Raw genomic sequence first — 20,640 nt, 5'->3', positions numbered from 1 at the left:
TTTTAGCGATACTTATTCAGTTCATGTTTCGCGACAGCATTTCGATGAACTTCATCCGGCCCATCAGCAAGTCGTAATGTCCTAGCATTCGCCCAATGTGCTGCAAGCGTATAATCATCGCTTACTCCAGCGCCACCGCATGCTTGAATCGCTCTGTCGATCACATTTAGAGCCATATTCGGAGCAACGACTTTAATCATCGCAATTTCTGCTTTTGCTTCTTTATTTCCTACGGTATCCATCATGTGGGCAGCCTTCAATGTGAGAAGTCTCGCTTGCTCGATTTCAATTCTAGAGTCAGCGATCCATTCCCTTACAACCCCTTGTTCTGAAAGTTTCTTGCCGAATGCTTCACGGTTATGTACACGCTTACATAAATCCTCAAGCGCACGCTCAGCTGTTCCGATTAACCGCATGCAGTGATGGATTCGACCAGGTCCAAGTCTCCCTTGTGCGATCGCAAATCCTTTTCCTTCATCCCAAACGATGTTAGATGCGGGTACCCGAACATCTCGAAACTCAATTTCTGCATGACCATGCGGAGCATGATCATAACCGAAGACGGGAAGCATTCGTTTGATGGTGACACCTTTTGTATCAAGAGGTACTAAGATCATCGATTGCTGTTCATGTTTCGCAGCAGTAGGGTCACTTTTTCCCATCACGATTGCGATTTTACATCGTGGATCTCCTGCACCAGATGACCACCATTTCGTCCCATTGATGACGTATTCATCACCATCTCGCTCAATATGAGCTTGGATGTTCGTTGCATCTGAAGAAGCGACATCAGGCTCCGTCATCGAGAAACACGAACGAATGTCACCCGAAAGTAACGGTTCGAGCCACTGTTTTTTCTGTTCATCAGTGCCGTACCTGACGAGAACTTCCATGTTCCCGGTGTCCGGTGCTGCACAGTTGAACACCTCAGGTCCAATCATGGAGCGTCCCATCACTTCGCATATCGGAGCATAATCAGTGTTAGATAGCCCTTTTCCATATTCGCTGTCGGGTAAGAAGAGGTTCCACAGTCCTTCTTCCTTCGCCTTCTTCTTTAACTCTTCCATAATTGGAGGAACATCTGACCAGCGTGATTCTTGTTTTGAAAGCTGGTCTTCATAGACGCTTTCGTTCGGATAAACGTATGTATCCATAAATGCTGATACTCGTTCGAGGTAAGATTGACACACCTCGGAATAGGTAAAGTTCATCGTTATTCATCTCCTCATAATACTAACTAACCGGTTGGTATGTTTATGATATTAGTATAAAATGTAATTTCAGAATATTCAACATAATAATAAAAAAGCGGGTGATTCACCCGCTTCCTTATCTTCCTTCTTAAAAATGACTCTAGACATATTCGTAAAAAGTAGAGTTCGATTCCTTAGTCGATCCTTTTCCGTGAAGAACCTCACGATAAGCATCAAACAAATCGTCGACAGCTTTCTTTGCTGCTTGGCTATTCCCGATCATATTGATAAAGCTATGTAGAAGTGACGTATAGTGAACGTGCTTAATAAGTGTACCTGCGTGATGTAATCGACTCGCGAACGCTTCTCCTTCACTACGGAGTGGATCTTTTTCAACTGTCACGATGAATGCAGGAGCAACGTCATCCAACTTTTCTGCGCGTAAAGGTGAAACAAGCGGATCACTCGCGCTGTCCTTGTCTTTTAAATAGTGATTCCAAAACCAGTCCATTTTTTCACTCGTTAAGTTATACGTGTGATTTTCAAGATATGATGCTGTTGAAAGGTTGTAATCCAATACTGGTGTGATCAACAGTTGAGAGCTCAGCTCACGCTTCCAAACGAGACTCGCAGCTGCTGCGAGGTTTGCTCCTGAAGATTCTCCTGAAATGGAAATGTTTGATGAATCACCGCCAAATTGTTCGCCGTTTTCTTTCAACCACTTAAGTGTGTCGAGTACATCAATAAGTGCAGCAGGGTATGGGTGCTCTGGTGATAACCGGTAGCCAACGGATACAATCATGCATCCAAGTGATTGACACATATATCTGCAAAAGCTATCACTGCTTTCAATCGAGCCGAATACCCATCCACCTCCATGGCAATACATGACGATTGGTAAGGGGTTTGAGTGTTGAGGCGTATAAATTTTAACTGGTATGTTGTGTTCACCAATCTCAGTATGATAAACCGTAAGCTCATCTACTTTAATAGGAGTAAAGTATGCTCTTGCTTCCTCATAGTAATATCGGGATTGTTCAGGAGAAAGAACGCTTAAATCCGGATGCTCAAGTTCCTTCATTCGCTCTCCAATGCGAGAAATGAGGGTTAATGTTGCTGCATCAATGTGAGTCATTCGTTATGGTCCCCTCACACAACTTCTTTGCATCCCCAATGTTCAACGTTGCGCTAGTGTTAAATTCGGAACAGTAGTTTAGTAACGTTTTTTGCTCCATTGCAACTAACTTTGCTTTCTTGTTCGGAAGTTCGATTTCCTTTAGAATGTTTGCACCGAATCGTTTGATGATTGGAAGGATGATACGGTTCCTTACATCAGGTTCACCGATGATCCGTTTGGCACCATATTTATTAAAGAGGTAGTATCCCATCGCAAGAATGATCGCTTCTCCATCAGTTGGATTTAAGTATTCACGAGGACCAATCAATAAGTGCATGCCGAGGTCGCCTGGCTCTGCATCGTAATAGTTCTTGATCGCATCTTCTTTAATGTCGTACGCGATCAAATAACACACTGGTTCGTCATCGACGTACCCCATATAGACATCTTTATGACTTGCTTGAGTTGAATTCGTTAACCAAGTGTGAAGGTCTTCCATTGAAAGATTGAGCTTCCAAAATGGTTTGATATGCTTTTGGTGCATCCAGTTGTGTAGAGTTGGTAAATCGCTTTCAACTTCGATAGGACGGAACGAAATGGTTCGTCCTAAGTGAGTAAATTGACATTCTGTTTTCATCATCTCTCTTTTCATCTTATCCCCCTTATAAAAAGGCGGGGAGATCCCCGCCATGTTAAGCCTGATTGGTTGTAGCGAACTGATGCAAAGCGTTTTTTACCTTACCAAATTCAGATGCGTGTGGACGGTCATCACCGTCACCATAGCCGTAGTCCACCATACGGTTTCGGTTCAGTGTAAGCTTTGTAAGTTCTGGTTTGAAGAAATCAAACAGCTTGAATCGTTCTGACAGTTCCGGGAACCTGTTCTGATAGGATTCAATGCTTTCAGCTAACTTACTCCAGAATGACGTTTCATCCATAAGATCTGAACGTTCTAAAACAGACGACATGTAGCGCATGTGACAGATAAATAGACCTGTGAAGATGAACTGCGTGAGACCTTCAGGTGGCTCACTTCTGAGGACTTTCTTCAAGTCATCTGTTAGCACACTTAACTCCTCGAACGGCTGATCACTAATATTCACGTCATCCACGAAATCTTTAACCGCTAATCGATGAGGCTTGTAATCTTTCAGAACAAGAATCGTATTTTGGCCGTGTGGTGAAAATACAACGCCATATCGGTATAAGTAATGAAGAAGTGGCTTCAAGGTCACATCCATGAATGCCGTAATCCACTCGTCTGTACTTAGACCTGACTTCTCGATCAAGCTTTTCACAAATGGCTTCCCATCATGGTCTTCATAATGAAGTGCTGCAAGCGTGATCGCTTCTTCTCCATCTTCAAGGTACGTGTAGATGCTCTCACGGTATATAACCCCTAGCATTTCAAGGTATTGATAAGGCGCGTTCGGTAGATCGAGATAATGCTTTTGATCAATGTTTAAACTTGCGATCTCACCCGGTAGGATCACACGGCATTCGTTTTTTAGGAAGGTATCATTTTCATAGATTCCTTTAATAAAGCTTGTGATCGTCGGAGCAATCAACGTTCGCTCTGCTGGCAGCCCTCGATACACGAGCGTGTTTAAAATACTCATTGGTAGCTTCACATGATGCTTTTTTTTATCTGTCATATTAACAAACGTTCGAATCGATTGTTGGGGTAAATAGCGATCAGACGATTCTCCGAGCGGAATGATCACTTTGTTCGCGATCTCACCAGGGAAGTTTTGAATAATCGTGTTTTTCCACTGCCATTCATGAATCGGCATGAAGTAGTAATCTTCGACCGTCACATTTTTGTCTATCATCTCTTGAGAAAAACGCTTGCGATCTTCCTCTGATAATACGTTGTTGATCAGGTGGTCGTATGACTCCCCTTCAACCGCTTGAAAGGAACTGCTGTCTTTATGAACAGCAATCCATGATAATGAAAGTTCGTTTTGCTGTTCAGGAGCAAAGGAAAGGTAATCGTCATACCCGAATCCGATTCGTCCTTTGTTGTATGTAATCCAAGGGTGACCAGTCATATACCCTTCAAGGAGAGCATAATCCATGTCGACGAGATCATCTGAAGAAACATGATTCGTTAAAAGGTGAAGGTCTGCTAAAAGGGTCTGATTCAATTCCTTAATGAGATGCCCCGCCGTTTCACTGGACATGCCGATGATCGGTTGAATATCAAGGAGAAAATCGATAGCGCTCGCTGCTTCTACCGTGTTTTCTGATTGTTGAATGATGATGGATTCAGGATCAACATAGAAGCTATCGAATAAACGACGCTTTGAACGATATATGTATCGCTTTGTATCATTGATGATCAACTGACATGTTAACCACCCGTTCCCATCCTCTGAAACTTCAGGTTTAATCATGCCTTCATACATATACTCAGACATCATCTTAGCGAGAAGCGCTTTATTTACAGTAATCCAGTTATCTTCTGTTAAAACGTTCATGAGTTCGTTTTTGTGTAGCATATTATTCCGCCTCCTTTATGTAGTAGCAAGTACTTTTGATCCGAATGATTGAAACACGTTTTCATTTTGAAGGTGATACACGTCATAGCCCATAATTTTATTTAAGATAACAGCATTACGGTGTGCGCCTAAACCGAGGTCTGGAGCACCGACACCGTGGGTATGCAGCTCGCCATTCTGTACGAACAGGCTACCGTGGTTCCCACCTATTGTTTTGATTCGATAGTCTTCTGAAATTTGCAGTCGTCCTTGTTCATCTTTCATTACAACCGCATCTGGCAAGAATGAGGGTGTTGATTGTTGATAGCCCGTACAAAAGATCACATGGTCTGCATCGATGAGTATGTCTTCATCCGTGATGGTTTGTTTACCAGAGAGCTTCCAACGTCTACCGTCACGAACAAGTTTGTTGACGCTTGTCATCGCTTGGAGATGAATATCAGGTTCAACACCACCAACAGACTTTTCATAGAGAAGATTATAAATGTCTGAGATTGTGTCAGCACTGATGCCTTTATAGAGCAGCCCTTGATCTTTTAGCAGTTCATCCTTCTTTTCCTGATCGAGTTGATAGAAGAACTTTGTGTAATCAGGTGAGAAATACTCTAAGCCAAGCTTTGAATACTCCATTGGGAAGAAGCCGTTAGAGCGTGTATACCAGCTTAGTGAATAGTCCTTTTCTTCTTGTTCTGACGCTAAGTCATAAAAGATTTCTGCAGCACTTTGTCCACTTCCGATCACAGCGATCGATTGGTTCGGTTTGATGAATTTTTTATGATCCAAATACTGTGATGAATGAAAGACAGAGTCACCAAGTGCATGTTGAAACGGTTCGGGTATGCTAGGGACAGAGCCGATGCCAAGTACCACGTTCTTTGCATACACTACTTTTGTTTCGGAAGTTTGGACGTGTTGAACAATGACCTCATAACACGTCTCTTCGTGTGACAGGTTAATGGGTTCTACCGATTGGACGCGATGCCCGAAATGGCACGATGACAGTTCTTCACTCACCCATTTGCAGTAATGGTTGTATTCTTTTCTTGGAATATGAAATTTTTCTAAGAAATAAAAATGGTACATTCTGTTATGTTGTTCAAGGTAATGCAAGAAACTGTACTTGCTTCTGACGTCAGCCATCGTAACGAGATCAGCAAAGAACGGAACTTGAAGTGTTGTACCATCGATCATCATTCCGGGATGCCAATCGAACGATTCTTTCTGATCGAATAGCGCGACCTCAAGATCAAGCGGTTCCGCTAACGCAGCTAGTCCTAAGTTGAATGGCCCGATCCCGACTCCTACGACATCGTAAAACTCATTAGGCATTTCCCCACATCCTTTCAAATCGTTCCCGCTCACAAAACATCAATAGTCCAGTTTTGTCTGGAAGGTTGATTGGATAAGCAGGTTCAAACCCACATTGTTTAAATACATGGATCATTTTTTCGTTTCGAATATCAGGCTCAGCGATGACCCGTTTTGTTTGTTTTTCTTTAAATTGCTTCTTAACCATTTCACGGAGAAGTGGAAGAGCAAGTCCTCTCCCAAGGTGATCTTTTTCACCTATAAGGAGATGAACGCCCTGGTCGAATGGTTCGTTTTCATAGGTCCCTTCTGTTACATCTCCTTTAACCCAATAAACCTCCCAATAGCTGATCGGTTTTCCTCCGTACAACCCTAGATAAAGAGAATGGTGGGAGTCGGCTAGCGCTTTTTTGAGATGGTCTTTGTAGGATTCGAATGAGACGTTCAGATTCCAAAATGGATGAACATGGTCCTCATTCATCCATTTATGGAGTAATTCCACATCTCGATCAAACTCCACCCGTTGAAAGGAGATCGTTTCTAATGAATTAGTTTTCATGAGTCACCTTTACTTCCTTTGCGATAGGGTTCTGGACCATCGTGTAAACAGATTGCGTTGCAAGCGAACCAACTAGTTCGTCCATGTCATATAAACGAGTGAGTAGATTCGCTTTGCATGAAATGACAGGGTCGTTAAGTAAACTCTTGATTAATGGTGAAGAATCACTGTGTTCATTGCTTGCTAGTCTTGAACGAACCATATCGATCAAGTCAGTTTCTCGAATTAATCCACTACTTCCGAAGCCGTTGATCAGGCCGAAAAGGTGGTTGAAAAAGAGATAGTATGTGAAGCGCTCTACTGCTACTTCATCTGAACAAATCGTATCACTTCGGTCATTTAATGAAGGAAGATGGGCTTTTAACGCATGTGCCTTTGACTCACTGAAATAGTACCCTTGATTATCGCGATAGTAGAAATGCTTCGGATAGCCATCTTCTAACACTACGACAGAGTTTTGCTGGTGTGCTTCTAGAGACAGTCCATACTCATGATGGAGCCAAAGCATCGGTTCAAGTGAAAGATCAAGATACTTCTTAAACCAATCACTGCTCACAGAATCGAGTGAGCGCTTTTCCCTACGCGCAATCCCATGAATGATAGCAGAAAGTCTTGATTTTTCGCCAAAAGCGTTATCTTGGCATAGTGCAGCGATGCATGTCGCCTGCCTACTCACTTCTTTGAAAGGATTCTCTCTTATGACTGTCTCGAACCCTTTTACACCTTCAATGTTGATGTAGGCGGGGTCTTGCATAATATGGAAGGCGGGAAAATGAGTGTTTAATTCTTTTCCAAACGCAGTCGAGAGCAAACGAGACACTTCGACACCACGATCTAGCTCTTTTTGTTGATTGATGCGAAGAGAGTTTGTGATCTTAACCGGTACTGAAAACTTGTACATAAACTCGGAATCTTTGTTGTACACCGTTCGGAACGAAGATGTTGCTGAAAATGGTTTTCCAGCAGGGCCGATATACTGAAGGTCTCCACGTAACAGAAGGTTTTGGACATCTTCTTGTTCGAGTAGCTTCATCGCTTGTAGCGGGTGAACTGGAATCAATACCAGGTGGTCAAATTGCTCCAACCATTCTTGATCAGCGCTAAGTTCCTCTTTAATCAATTTACTTGCGCCACGATCTAGAGCAGAATCCTCTATGACGATTGACGGATGAGCGCTAAAGTAATGAAGTTGAAAGCTTCCTTTCCATTCAGGCGAGTAGGTTTCGTTGTCTCGCTCGCTTAGCCCCTGTTTACTTTTCGGCGTAGGATGTAAGAGATGACCAAGTAACAACGATTGTTCCGTCTCAATAAATTCAAATTCTTCTTCACTTAATTCTTCTCGTTCCTCATAGCGCTCGTTTAACGTTGATTCGATGGACTGTTTGCTTAACAATACGCGCATAACAAGTTCATCTTCTGAGCCAGATTTGTTTTGGTCGAGAAGAATTTCTTTTATGATCAGACTCGTTAACGTCACATAATCAAGCGGTAGTAACGGACTATCTGCGACTTTGTAATACATCGGAAAATGGAACAAATGCCTTCCTGTCAAAGACCAGTAGTTAATTGGGATTAAAAGCTCGATCCCTTGACTTGAAAGTGGGCACGAGATGACATGATCGTATGTGCTCAATGCGTCATAAAACTCGTTCACTTTATAGTAATGCGACGTTTCTCTTAGATAGCAATTTAAAAAACTCTGCATTGTTGCGCGTTCAGCGAAATCTTTTGCGTGCTTCAAACGTGTTTCCTCCAATTCTCACCAAGAACTCGAATGCGATTTAGTATTTCTACTACATCAGGAAGTGTCGTCCTCGGGTTTAGCATCGTGAATTTCAAATATTGTTTTTCATCAATCGTCGTTTTAGCAATCGCTGCATACGAATGATAAAGTTCCTGTTGTATTTTACGGTTGAGCGGATTAAGTTTTTTTTCTTCTCCCCTCACATACCGGAATACAACCGTGTTTAATTCAGGTTCCGTATTTAGGAGCTCGAAGTCCTCTTGCTCACGAAGATAGTCTGCTACATCTATTGCGAGCTCGAATGTAGAATCGATCATGTCTGCAAAGAGGTCCAACCCGATTGTTTTGAGAGAAAGATACAGCTTTAATGAGTCAAAGCGCCTCGTTGTTTGGGTGGATTTTGCAACAAGATTCAGGATTCCTTCTTCATCATCTTCTTCTGGATTAAGGTAATCTGCTACATGATTCATGAGATTGAAGTGTTCGCCATTCTTTAATAGAAAAGCCCCGCATGAGATAGGTTGGTAAAACTGTTTGTGAAAATCAACGGTAATCGAATCGGCTTGTTCAATCCCATTAAGTTTCCATCGGTAAGTATCCGAAAGAATAAGAGCACCACCAAACGCTGCGTCAACGTGAAGCCATATCTTCTCTTCTGTTGCAATGGCAGCAAGGTCTTCTAACGGATCGATGCTTCCAAAATCCGTCGTTCCACACGTTCCTACGATGAGGAACGGAAACAACCCTTGCATCTTCATCTCTTCGATCAACGAACGGAGATGATCCGTACACATGCGGTGGGACTCATCGGTTCTGACCGATATGACTGCATTTTCACCAAGGCCTAGCTGCCCTGCTGATTTTTTCACTGTAAAATGAGCACTCTCCGAACAAAGAATTCTCATGCGATTGAATTGTTGTGGTAAACCATCTCGTTTTACATCGTGATTCCATTTCTTTTTGCAATAGTTGTCTCGTGCTAACAGCACCGCCATATAGTTGGACTGGGTACCACCACTTGTAAAGACACCATCGGAACCTTCGTCGTACTCGAATTGACTCGTTAGCCAATGGATCATTTCTTGATCCATGAACGTAGCAGCAGGACTTTGATCCCATGAGTCTAACGATTGATTCATCGCTCCGATAATGAGCTCACCCACAACGGCTGGGATGACCGGTGGGCAGTGTAAGTGAGCAATGCTCTTCTCATGCGAGACAAACAAACTGTTAGAGAGTACGGTTTTATGTAGGTCCGTTACGATGTCTGTAAACGATTGGTTATCTTGAAAAGAAATGAGCTCACGAATCTCATTCTTTACATCTTCAGGTGCTTTTCCTTGATAAGGATGTTCAGCTTGTTGCAGGGAATGCAAAAGTGTTTCCGTCGCTTGTTGAACCTGGTGCTGAAGTTCTTTTGCACCAGGTCCCTTGTTTAATATCGCCGTATCAAACGGATGCGTTCCTAAAAGAGTATTCATCCTAGTTTTCCAACTGCAGATCGAACGGCATCTTGTAGGATTGTAATAACTTCCTCTACTTGTTCTTCCGTGATAATAAGCGGAGGAAGAATACGGATTACGCTACCGTGGCGTCCGCCAACTTCCAAGATCAATCCTCTATCGAAGCATTCTCGCTGGACGAGACTTGCCAAAGCTGGATTGGCAGGTAGACCGCCAGTTTTTGTTGCTGGTTTGGATGGGTCGACCATTTCAACGCCAAGCATTAAGCCTCTTCCTCTTACATCCCCGATTTCAGGGACGTTTTCTTTGAAAGTGGATAGTGAGGATAGGAATTTTTCACCCATTCTATTCGCATGCTCATGAAGACGGTTTTCTTTGATGTATTTAAGTGAAGCTGTTCCAGCTGCCATCGCCATTTGATTTCCACGGAATGTTCCAATATGCGCGCCAGGGTTCCACTTATCGAGTTCTTTATCATAAATTACGACTGAAAGAGGGAGACTCCCACCAATCGCTTTTGATAGAACGACAACATCAGGTGTAATGCCCGCATGTTCAAATGCAAACAGTTTACCAGTTCGACCGATCCCTGTTTGAATCTCGTCAACGATCAACGGAATGCCTCGTTCTTTTGTGATACGGCGCATCTCTTGAAGCCATTCGATCGGTGCTGGTACTGAGCCGCCTTCACCCTGTACAACTTCTAGAATCATTGCTGCAGGAGGAAGAATGCCGCTTTCTGGGTCATCTAATAGATTTTCAATATAGGTGCTTGAAAGTTTATGTCCTTCTTCACCTACACCATAAGGGCAACGGTATGCGTAAGGATAAGGTAGAAAATGCGTATCCGGCATAAGACCAGGAACGCGTTCTTTCGGTGCAAGGTTCCCGCTGATCGACATCGTTCCGTGTGTGGAGCCGTGATACCCTCCCTGGAATGTTAAGATCGTGCTTCTACCTGTAGCGGTTTTTACTAGTTTGAGAGCGGCTTCAATTCCATCTCCACCAGTAGGTCCACAGAATTGAATCTTGGCATTGTCAGCCATCTTTTCAGGTAAGCTTGAGAATACTTCGCTTACAAACTCTTCTTTTACTGGAGTTGTAATATCTAATGTATGTAAAGGTCGTTTATCGTGTATAACCTGTTTCATCGCTTCAACTGAAACAGGGTGATTATGTCCGAGCGCGAGTGTACCTGCACCTGCCAGGCAATCCAAATAGCGCTTCCCATCCATGTCTGTTACGAAGATTCCTTCTGCATGATCGATAGCGATAGGAATACGTCTCGGATAAGATCTCGCGTTAGACTCTCGATTCTCCTGTTGTTGTAACAGCGTATTGTTGGTGGTTTTTTCCTGGGTAATCATAATCAAAACTCCTTTTTCAATTGATAATCATTTTCAATAACTTCTACAGCACTAAGCATAAATGATAATGATTATCATAGTCAACAGTACTTGAGAACTATTATCAATTATATTTTTTTAGTTCCACATGGGTACATATAACCTGAATTATTGCTATTATTTTACAAATCGATAGTGTATGTTCAGTTGTTGACGGAAGTATATCCATAAAACGGTGAAGATTGAAGGAATCTTTATGGTGGATAAGCTCTTTTCTTTTGTTGTGAAAGAAGGGTTTTTAACGAATAATCTGTAATAATTTATTTATGAATCAGCTCAACAAGTTTATGAAGTTCAGGACATATCATTATAGAAGCTGAAGACGACATGAAAGGTGGGTTATCATGCATTCTAAATTAATCCCAACAGGCTATCTTGTCGCACTATCGTTACTGATCAGTAGTATCATCTATTTCTTCGCTTCTAACTGGCAGCTATTTGAGCGAACGGAAAAAGTTCTTCTAGCAGGTATCCTTATGTTGTTTTTCTTTCTCCTTTCGTTTGTTTTATCGAATTTTCAACCTGCATACTCGTTCTTAGAAAAATGGATATGGCTAGCGGGAGCAATTGCGTTCGGGGTGAGTGTGGCAGTGATTGGTCAAACATACAATTCACACGCTGACTCTTACATGCTCTATCTCGTTTGGTTCATCCCTGTCCTTGCCTTCTCGTTTTTGACTAGGTATCAACCGCTGTTTGTGCTGAGTTTTCTGTTATCAGTTGCAATCTATTTCTTTTACATCTTCCCTACTTCTTATGACCCTGGTTGGACAGACGGTCAGGAGTTCTTTTTTCTGCTGCTGTTCCTCTTGTTTTGCCATGCGTGGTTCTTTCTTTCACGCTCATCCTATCTATCTTCGAGATGGATTGAATATGGAAGTTTTGGGATCATGCATGTAATATTTTTAACTCAGAGCTTTGGATCCGGTTTTTACACTGGAATCACTGCCTGGCTTTACGTTGGGTATATGCTCGTTAGCTTGTACTTATGGAAAAATAGAGAAAATCGAGTATGGTTCATTGTAAGTGGACTAGGTATTTCACTATTTCTATTCTTTAAAGGCGTGTCTGTCGTATATGATGTGATCGGAATCGGAGTATACTTCATTTTTCTTGCCTTAATTATTGTGCTCATCGTGTTCACGCTCATCTATTTAAACCGCTTAGAACTTTCTAGCAAAGTGTCTGATCCGTGGAAACAACGAATGAAGTCCTCTTTATCTGTTATTGTTACGGTCTTCTGTACTCTTATGCTGATCAGTTCCTTTACTGGGTTACTAACACTTTGGACATCTTCCTTTCTCACTGTGTTTCTAGCTTCCATCGGACTACTCATACTTCCATCGATGTTGGTTAAAAAGGGCGTCCCACTCCTTTCTCACGTCCTGCTTTTGGCTGGAATCACCATAATGTTTGGAAGTACAATGATTCATTATTTCACTTATGTATTTAGTAGTGATGGTACACAACTTCCTTATTACGCAATCGTCACGATAGGTGCTATTATGCTTTTCATAAAAGTATTCAATCATCGATGGATTGACCTGTATCTCTATTTATTATTGAATGCGTCTCTCCTTCTCTCCCTCTTTGTATTTAGTGAGAATCGTGGATTATTCGATCGTATTGAAATCGATCATTATTTCCTGTTGATGGCACTGATCAATATAGGTCTCTTTTTTCTCATTAAAAGAAATTGGCTTCGCTCTAATGCAATTGTTTATACGATATCCCTGCTGTTTGCACTTACATTTATGAATAAAGGCGAATGGGAATATTGGTTTTACAACTGTTTGTTTCTTGTCATCGTGTTTACAATGATTTTCTATAGAACGAAGCGTCACCTTTTTTCCTATTGGGTAGGGATCATCTTTCTATTTGCGTTTCTAGTCTACAAATACTATGACTTTGCATGGGCACTTTTTCATAAATCGATTACCTTATTGATCGCTTCGTTCATCATGTTTGGGGTTACGTGGTACTTATCGAAAAAGGATAAACAGGAGGTTAAAGTCTCTCCTTCATTCGTTAAGACGAAATGGAAATCCCTTCTTCTCATCGTGATCGTCATGACAGCATTCATCTTTTATCAAGGGTTTCACAATGAAATGATCGTACGGAATGGTACTGAAATGAAGCTTAAGTTAGCCCCAATCGATCCAAGGTCGATGCTTCAAGGTGATTATGTCCGTCTTAACTATGAGATTTCTACTTTAAACAATGCCAAAACCGATACGCAGAAAAAAATAACAGTTGTATTGCAGAAGAATGATGAAGGATATCACGAGTATTCAGGGATCTATGGAGTCGGAGGAAACTGGAACGACGCGTATACACCATCTAGTTCTGATGTGATCATCAATGGCGTGTTAAATGGAAACGGCTCTGTTCACTATGGAATCGAAAGCTTTTTTATACAAGAAGGGACAGGAGCAAAATACGAAGAGATGGAATATGCAATCGTAAAGGTTGGCTCTAACGGAAATGCGATTCTGACGGAGCTGGGTAAATAAACAAAAAAGCGCCTTATCGGCGCTTTTTTCATTGTACGACTCCATGTTCAATGATCTCAACGGTTGTTTTCACATTGAAATCAGCTTCAGAAAATTCTTCAGGCCACTTATCCTCAAATGTTTTCCATTTATCGTATTCGAAGGCTCGCACATATTTCCCTAACCCAAACGGTTCGATTTTCTCTTCTTGTACTTTTTTCACAAGAGCAATTGTTTTTTTGTCGATTTCTTCTTCTATGATTCGTTTTATCTTTTTCTGATCCTTTTCGAGATCGATTGTAGATGTGTTTTCTGTGATAGCTACCTTTAATTTAAATTTCACGTCAAACGTGAGCTGATCTTTTTTATAGGTTACATCGACATTACTTTTGATACGTGTAACCCCTACACTCAAAACTTTATTAGGATCTTCTACAATGAGGGAAATCGGTATTGGTTCCTGTACATCTTTTTTTAACATTTGAAGGATAGAACTATCTAAATGCCCGATTGAAAAGATGTATTTGCCATTATTGTCTAATAAAGCTGTGCCTTGTACCTGAATTTCTTCACCTACCAATTTAATTTCCGTAACAGCAGGCGTTATGCCTTTTTCGAAATTTGCATAGTGATATTCTTGTAACGTTGTTAGTACAGCGTTTTCTCTCAAGTGAGTGGTGTCGATTAAGTCTGATAAGTAAACGGAAATTCGTGGTTTATCACTTGGTCTAAACTCCATCACTTCTTGCACAGATCCATCCACCAAAGCAATCCTTGCATTAGGAGAATTTTTCGGATCACGGTAAAAAACATCTAACTCGTCGAATATTGGTTGCTCTTTCATCAGATCTTTTCCTAACAACAATACTTGGAGTTTTCCTCCAACGACAGTCCCTGCACTTTGAGAGTCTAAGTTATCTCTAGCTTGCCTTAAAGAATGGGCTGTTGTCTCAAGAGTTGCTACGGTGTCTTTCGCTTCTCTACTGAATACTGGACTCGTTTGATAGATCTCCATGTCACCTTCTTCTTCACTTTTATCAATTCCCACGACTAATGCAATCGAGGTTCTTTCTAGTGAAAGTTGATCCGATCGGCATCCAACTAAAAAGATGAGTGGCAGCATAATGACGGTTATGTATTTTCGATACTTCACGATTTCCGCCTCCTAACCATTCTAAACAACCAACCATACACCATTAGCAATAGGGGCATGAAAAATGCAATGCCGAGACCAACCTTATTAAAAATGCCTCCTAGTTTATCTAGATTTGTTAATGAGTTTGTGAAGAAATAAAAGCATATATACAAAATGGGAAGTGTTAGAAACAGAATAATTTGATGATCTTGTCGCTTTAAGAGTTGAGCAATACTAAATGAGGAAGCGAAATAATATGGAATCCCAGTTGTAGCTAAGATCAGTAAATAAAAAGATAAAAAGATAATCTCGAAGCGTTCAAGAAACGGAAACTCGATCGGCTTTACTAAGTTTAGTGTTGGCCAAACATATTCAAGTACTTCATAAGGTCCGTAGAAGATAAATGATCCGAACGTAACGACCAAATAACTTAATAATGTTATACCGTTCGCAATCAATATTCCTTTAATCGCTTTCGTCTTATCTTCTAAGAATGGATAAATGATAAATAACAGTTCTAATCCTAAGAAAGAAAAGGTAATACTTGGCACGGATTTTATGATCGGCATGAACCCATCTTTTATAATCGGTAATAAATTTAGCAGATCACCAGTAATCATTGGACTCATGAATAAGAAAGCCATCCAAGAAGTGAAAAAGAAAACGAGAACACTGAAGCGTGAAATAATTCTTAGCCCATTTCTAGCTAAATAAAAACTAGGTATGGTAATGATTAAAAGAATAAGATAAGGAGCAGTTTTTGGGAGCACCCATGTATTGATGATGAAGACGGAAGTAGCTGTAATCAGGAACATCCCTAAGGCTGTATAGGCAATCCAACAAATTGAGAATACGGAACCTAGCCATTTACCAAAAAAACGTCGAAATAGCTGTATGATCGTATCTTCAGGATATTTTTTCATTACTTGAATGATAATGATCGATGCAATTACACTTAACGCATACCCAATGAATAACGCGATCCAACTGCTCGTGTCACCAATTTCAGCTAAGTCTCTTGGTAATGACAATATCCCAATCCCAGATTGAGTTCCGTAAATTAGTAATGTGAACTGGGTCAAGGTTAACGTATTATTTTTGAAATTTGGCACGCTCACCAACTCCATTTAATGTGCATCTAATTGCGACGTGATACTCTCACTTTATTAATTGTCCACAGTGGAAAGCGGATGATAGAATCCTTTAAGTCTTTCCACTTTAGTGGTCCAAATGGAATGCCATAAGGCGTACCAACAGATTCGAGACTGACTAAGTGCATCACGATTGCCATAAAACCGATAACGATTCCCACCATTCCAAAGAATGATGCAACAAGCATCATTGGAAAACGAATGAAACGTATACCGAATGCCATTTCTGGGTTAGGCATGACGAAAGATGCAATCGCAGTCATCGCAACGACGATAACCATGATATTGCTCACGATCCCTGCTTCAACCGCTGATTGTCCAATGATAATACCTCCAACGATACCAACCGTTTGTCCGATTGACTTTGGCAGTCGTAATCCAGCCTCTCGTAACATCTCAAGGATAAATTCCATTAGAAATGCTTCGATTATAGGTGGAAACGGTACTTCTCTTCTAGATTGTCCAATTGACAAGAGCAGTTCAAGAGGTAGAATTTCATAATGAAATGAAATAATTGCGATATAAATTGATGGCAAGAAGATAGCGATAACAAAGCTGACAAACCGTAGGATTCGAATGAATGAAGATGAGATCCATCTCGAACTATAATCATCGATACTTTGAAAGAATGAGTTGAAATTAATCGGTGCTACGATAACACTCGGAGAACGATCAACGATGATCGCATATCTTCCTTGTAATAAATCTGCTGCTACACTATCAGGTCTTTCAGATGATAGGTACTGAGGAAAAATAGAGTAAGGATTATCCTCAATCATCTGCTCTAATTCACCGGAATCTAATATCGTTTTATAGTTTGCCTTTTCAATTCGATCCATTAACTCTTCAAGAACTTTAGGGTTTGCAAGATTTTCCAGGTATAAAATGCCGATTTTGGTCTTGTTTTCACTTCCCACATACGTGTATTTGATCCTTAATTGATCACTTGTTAAAAACTGTCGAAGCATAGCAATGTTATCTTCTAAAGGTTCCACAAAACCTATGTGCGACCCTCGGATCGTTCGCTCGTTTGCTGGCTCGTCAGGCTTTCTCTTTTGTAAGTTTTGAGCATTGATATGCAACGCGTCGTTCTCACCTTCAATGAAGAGAATACAACAGCCGTGAAGTAAGTTCGTTGTGATATCTTTCCATTTATTTACCGTATTTAAGTTTGGGACGGGAATTACATCTTGTATAGATTTTTGAGGGGAATGATCACCAAACAATGGGCTGAGCACATTTTGGCTTATGTAAGGTGTATCGGAAAGATGATCAATGTACGTTAAAAGTGCACTTCGCCCATCAAAAATCGTAATTTCCCTAATCGTTAGTCCTGGAAGGTTTAGTGAATGAATGAGAAATTCCTTGTTTTCAGCAAGGCATGACGAAATTACTTCTTCTTCGGATGAAGATAGTTGTTTCGTTGGTTCTTTAATTTTTCTTCTTTTTCTTCTCATTATCGTCACCTCACTAATCTCCCGCCTTTTTACTATGTACATCCCATCAATCCTCTATTCACGTCTCCTTCCCGTTGGCATTTCCAAGATATGAATATTAGGGAACTTTTTTGAGAAACTACCTTACAAATAGTCGTAGAGGAGTTTTTACGATGAAAGTGAGACGGCAACGACGTTCAAACGATGAACATCGAGAGAATCAATCTTCAACCGATACCCCATTATCAAGAAAACTAGATGAAAATGAGACGTCCATCAAAGATATTTTTAATGATTGTGAAGATATTACCTATAACACGTACCAGTATAGTAATTATTTCAATGAAAAAGCGCTGGTGCTCTTCTGTGAAACCATCGTTCAAAATGAAAAAGCGAATCTTCTTAAAGAAGTCATGCAAGATCTTATTCCACATGAAGTTGGTAAGGCAACTGAGGTGGAGTTAAAGGATGTAAAGGAGTTTTTTATTGAACGAGGCGTTTCATCTCGAGCAGTTAAGGTAATCGATAAGGTTCAACAAGTTAGTGAGAAGGTATTGGACGGGTATATCGTTGTGCTTTTCGAAGGTTGGAACAAGGCATTAGCATATGAAGCATTTGCAGTGGAAAAACGCTCTGTTGGAGAGCCACAGAACGAAGTGTCAGTAATCGGTCCTCGTGAAGGCACGATCGAAAACTTAACGAAGAACTTAGGGTTGATTCGTTCTCGATTAAAATCAGATAAGTTAAAAGTGAAAATCCAGAAAAAAGGTGAAAAAACGAGGTCAAAGGTTGCATATGCCTTTCTGGATGGAACGGTTCCTGAAGATACGTTAAAAGAGTTCGAAAAACGGTTCGACGAACTTAAAGACGAAGAAATTCTAGAAACATCTTATTTTGCTGAGTTATTAGAGGATTCCACGTATTCTCCATTTCCACAGTTCAAAACAACGGAGCGGCCAGACGTTGCAGTCTCTGCTCTACTAGGTGGGAAGATCATTGCACTGGTAGATGGGACACCAACGATTCTTATATGTCCAGGGTTATTTATTGAGTTCTTTCAATCCCCTTCTGATTATTATCAGCGTACGCTATTTTCTTCCTTAATCAGAATGCTTAGAATTACAGGGTATATCATAAGCTTGAGCTTGCCGAGTATTTATATTGCCTTATCAACTTTTCATACAGAGTTGATTCCATCTGTACTATTACTCGCGATATTAGATACGCGAGAAGGCATGCCCTTTCCCGCTTTAGTAGAAGCCCTAATCATGCTGTTCTTCTTTGAACTATTACAAGAAGCGAGTTTGCGGCTTCCTCGTCCGATTGGTTCTGCCGTGAGTATTGTAGGAGCGCTCGTTATTGGTGATGCCTCGATTAATGCTGGTATTGCTTCTCCTATGATGGTTGTAGTAGTTGCTTTAACAGGGATCGCTTCATTCTCGATTCCTCAATATGAATTTGGAACTTCTTCTCGTATCTTAAGAGTTCCTCTTATGATCGGAGCAGCAATCCTTGGAGGGTTTGGTCTAATGATTGGTTTTCTACTGATTTACCTTCATCTGATCAGTTTACGCTCGCTAGGTCAGCCGTACTTTGCACCACTAGGACCGATACGAAATGGGATACTCTATGACTTCATCTTCCGTTCTCCTCTCTCTAAACAATTAAGAAGACATAGGCAAAGTCAAGTCCTCCCTGAAGCAAACAATAAAGGAGGAGGCTGAGTTGATGAAAAAGAAGCTGATCATGTTCGTTTGTTTTGTAACAACTTCCCTTCTATTAACAGGGTGTTGGGACCATGAGGAATTACCGGAATTTGGATTTGTTCAAGCGGTAGCGATCGATTTGGCTGAAGAAGAAGAAAATAAAATCGACCTTACAACACAGTTCATTAAGCCGTCTCCTAAGATTGGTAGTGCAGCTGGCGGTGGAGATAAGGCATTTTTTAATATTGAGACGAAGGGAGATAGTGTCTTCGAAGCGATTCGGGATATTGCGACTCACCTTGGTCGTAAGGCGCAGTGGAGTCATACAAGAATCGTATTGATTAGTGAAGAATTAGCGAAAGAGCGGAACGTTGGTGAAATATTAGAGTTTTTTTACCGTGATCACGAACCGCGATTGCTCATCAGTATTGCGATAATGGAAGGAAAAGCGAAAGATTATTTAGAGGATAAACCTTTTATTGAGAATACGATCAGTCAGCAATTAAAGGAACTTGAATACTCGTCATCTATGTATAACGGCAAAACGGTCGATATGAACTTGTTGATTTTTGGTAGAGAGCTTAAGAGTGAAACAGGTATTGCAAAGCTTCCTTTTTATAAATTTGCATCAACTGGTGAGCCCATTGTATCGGGGATTTCTTATCTTCAAGATGGCAAGTTAAAAGGGCATCTATCTGCGAAGAAAACAGAATCTTTACTGAAATTAATAAATGAAACAGAGTCAGGTATAATCGAAGTTCCTTGCGAGGGTTCAAAAACAAATTTAAACGAGTCTATTGAAATTAGTCATGTAGAAACGGCGATCAAACCGACATTAAAACAAGATAATTCCGTCGATGTTACTGTCGATATGGATATGTTTGGTGATATTGGTGAGTTGAAGTGTACAAATATCGATACAACTGAAAAAATCAACAAATATAACAAAAAGGTAGCGGGTGTCGTGAAAAAAGCAGTTGAATCAACCCTTACCAAATTACAAAAAGAAAAGGTGGATTTAGTTGGGATAGGAAATGAGATTTATCGTAATCATCCAAAGAGATGGAAAGCGATAAAAGATGAGTGGCCAGAGATTTATAGCGAGGCTACATTTAATGTGAATGTCGAAATGGATATCGGTAATTCGGGGTCAGACGTTGGAAAAGCATTCTTTGAGTAAGGACGTGTCGTATGAACGAAAGAATAATCGTGACCATCATTGTCTATCTACTGTTAGCTTATACATGGTTTCTTGATCGAGATAAAAAAAGTCGGAAAGATTTCCTCTTCTACATGGGGTTAGTTGGTATTTCAGGCTACTTAAGCTTCATCTTTATAAGTGGAAAAGCCATGTTTAATTTAGACGATCTATTAGATATTCCGTTTGAACGTCCTGCTCGCATGATTTTCAACTATTTCACTTCCTAGA

General features: G+C 40.8%; 16 protein-coding genes. 4 read left to right on the top strand and 12 right to left on the bottom strand.

What is annotated here, in order from left to right; translation table 11 throughout:
• Positions 1-2: 2 nt before the first annotated feature.
• The 9 genes from ACXAHI_RS03330 to ACXAHI_RS03290 all read right to left on the bottom strand — a co-directional run bounded on the left by ACXAHI_RS03330 (position 3) and on the right by ACXAHI_RS03290 (position 11,252).
• Entirely contained in the window at positions 3-1,211 is a 1,209-nt protein-coding gene (locus tag ACXAHI_RS03330; protein ID WP_474845941.1) for an acyl-CoA dehydrogenase family protein, read from the bottom strand.
• Positions 1,212-1,353: 142 nt separating this feature from the next.
• The gene (locus tag ACXAHI_RS03325) at positions 1,354-2,328 is read right to left on the bottom strand and encodes an alpha/beta hydrolase (protein ID WP_474845939.1); all 975 of its coding nucleotides are present in this window, start codon (positions 2,326-2,328) and stop codon (positions 1,354-1,356) included.
• Positions 2,315-2,962: a GNAT family N-acetyltransferase gene (locus ACXAHI_RS03320; RefSeq protein ID WP_474845937.1), complete on the bottom strand. Its 648-nt coding sequence runs from the start codon at positions 2,960-2,962 to the stop codon at positions 2,315-2,317. Before ACXAHI_RS03320 ends, ACXAHI_RS03325 begins: the two co-directional genes overlap by 14 nt.
• Before the next feature lie 40 nt (positions 2,963-3,002).
• Entirely contained in the window at positions 3,003-4,811 is a 1,809-nt protein-coding gene (locus tag ACXAHI_RS03315) for an IucA/IucC family protein (protein ID WP_474845935.1), read from the bottom strand.
• A gap of 15 nt (positions 4,812-4,826) precedes the next feature.
• Positions 4,827-6,140: a lysine N(6)-hydroxylase/L-ornithine N(5)-oxygenase family protein gene (locus tag ACXAHI_RS03310; RefSeq protein ID WP_474845934.1), complete on the bottom strand. Its 1,314-nt coding sequence runs from the start codon at positions 6,138-6,140 to the stop codon at positions 4,827-4,829.
• Positions 6,133-6,678, bottom strand: a complete 546-nt coding sequence (locus ACXAHI_RS03305) for a GNAT family N-acetyltransferase (RefSeq protein WP_474845932.1) — start codon at positions 6,676-6,678, stop codon at positions 6,133-6,135. Before ACXAHI_RS03305 ends, ACXAHI_RS03310 begins: the two co-directional genes overlap by 8 nt.
• Positions 6,668-8,419: an IucA/IucC family protein gene (locus tag ACXAHI_RS03300; RefSeq protein WP_474845930.1), complete on the bottom strand. Its 1,752-nt coding sequence runs from the start codon at positions 8,417-8,419 to the stop codon at positions 6,668-6,670. The genes ACXAHI_RS03305 and ACXAHI_RS03300 overlap by 11 nt, the downstream gene beginning before the upstream one ends.
• The gene (locus ACXAHI_RS03295; RefSeq protein ID WP_474845929.1) at positions 8,416-9,903 is read right to left on the bottom strand and encodes a pyridoxal phosphate-dependent decarboxylase family protein; all 1,488 of its coding nucleotides are present in this window, start codon (positions 9,901-9,903) and stop codon (positions 8,416-8,418) included. The genes ACXAHI_RS03300 and ACXAHI_RS03295 overlap by 4 nt, the downstream gene beginning before the upstream one ends.
• Positions 9,900-11,252 carry a diaminobutyrate--2-oxoglutarate transaminase gene (locus ACXAHI_RS03290; protein ID WP_474845927.1) on the bottom strand — a complete coding sequence of 451 codons (1,353 nt, stop codon included), beginning with the start codon at positions 11,250-11,252 and terminating at the stop codon, positions 9,900-9,902. The genes ACXAHI_RS03295 and ACXAHI_RS03290 overlap by 4 nt, the downstream gene beginning before the upstream one ends.
• Before the next feature lie 383 nt (positions 11,253-11,635).
• Here ACXAHI_RS03290 and ACXAHI_RS03285 point away from each other — a divergent pair, with 383 nt between their 5' ends.
• Positions 11,636-13,804, top strand: a complete 2,169-nt coding sequence (locus ACXAHI_RS03285) for a GDYXXLXY domain-containing protein (RefSeq protein WP_474845925.1) — start codon at positions 11,636-11,638, stop codon at positions 13,802-13,804.
• A gap of 28 nt (positions 13,805-13,832) precedes the next feature.
• Here the strand turns inward: ACXAHI_RS03285 and ACXAHI_RS03280 are convergent, their stop codons facing one another.
• Genes ACXAHI_RS03280 through ACXAHI_RS03270 form a run of 3 tightly spaced genes read right to left on the bottom strand, consistent with a single transcriptional unit; the run spans position 13,833 to position 17,526 of the window.
• The gene (locus ACXAHI_RS03280; protein WP_474845923.1) at positions 13,833-14,936 is read right to left on the bottom strand and encodes a Ger(x)C family spore germination protein; all 1,104 of its coding nucleotides are present in this window, start codon (positions 14,934-14,936) and stop codon (positions 13,833-13,835) included.
• Positions 14,933-16,030 carry a GerAB/ArcD/ProY family transporter gene (locus ACXAHI_RS03275; RefSeq protein WP_474845921.1) on the bottom strand — a complete coding sequence of 366 codons (1,098 nt, stop codon included), beginning with the start codon at positions 16,028-16,030 and terminating at the stop codon, positions 14,933-14,935. Before ACXAHI_RS03275 ends, ACXAHI_RS03280 begins: the two co-directional genes overlap by 4 nt.
• 26 nt (positions 16,031-16,056) lie before the next feature.
• Positions 16,057-17,526: a spore germination protein gene (locus tag ACXAHI_RS03270; RefSeq protein WP_474848056.1), complete on the bottom strand. Its 1,470-nt coding sequence runs from the start codon at positions 17,524-17,526 to the stop codon at positions 16,057-16,059.
• A 152-nt stretch (positions 17,527-17,678) separates the two neighbouring features.
• Between ACXAHI_RS03270 and ACXAHI_RS03265 the strand changes: the two genes are divergently transcribed.
• The 3 genes from ACXAHI_RS03265 to ACXAHI_RS03255 are packed head-to-tail and all read left to right on the top strand — an operon-like array spanning position 17,679 to position 20,639.
• On the top strand, positions 17,679-19,229 hold the full coding sequence (locus ACXAHI_RS03265) for a spore germination protein (RefSeq protein ID WP_474845919.1): 1,551 nt from the start codon (positions 17,679-17,681) through the stop codon (positions 19,227-19,229).
• A gap of 4 nt (positions 19,230-19,233) precedes the next feature.
• Positions 19,234-20,391, top strand: coding sequence for a Ger(x)C family spore germination protein (locus ACXAHI_RS03260; protein ID WP_474845918.1), 1,158 nt, complete (start codon positions 19,234-19,236; stop codon positions 20,389-20,391).
• A gap of 11 nt (positions 20,392-20,402) precedes the next feature.
• The gene (locus ACXAHI_RS03255) at positions 20,403-20,639 is read left to right on the top strand and encodes a hypothetical protein (RefSeq protein ID WP_474845916.1); all 237 of its coding nucleotides are present in this window, start codon (positions 20,403-20,405) and stop codon (positions 20,637-20,639) included.
• Position 20,640 lies beyond the last annotated feature (1 nt).

It is taken from the genome of Anaerobacillus sp. ABD4_527 (assembly GCF_056160805.1).
Note: the sequence above shows the minus strand (reverse complement) of the source record. Positions and strands in the feature narration are given on the sequence as shown.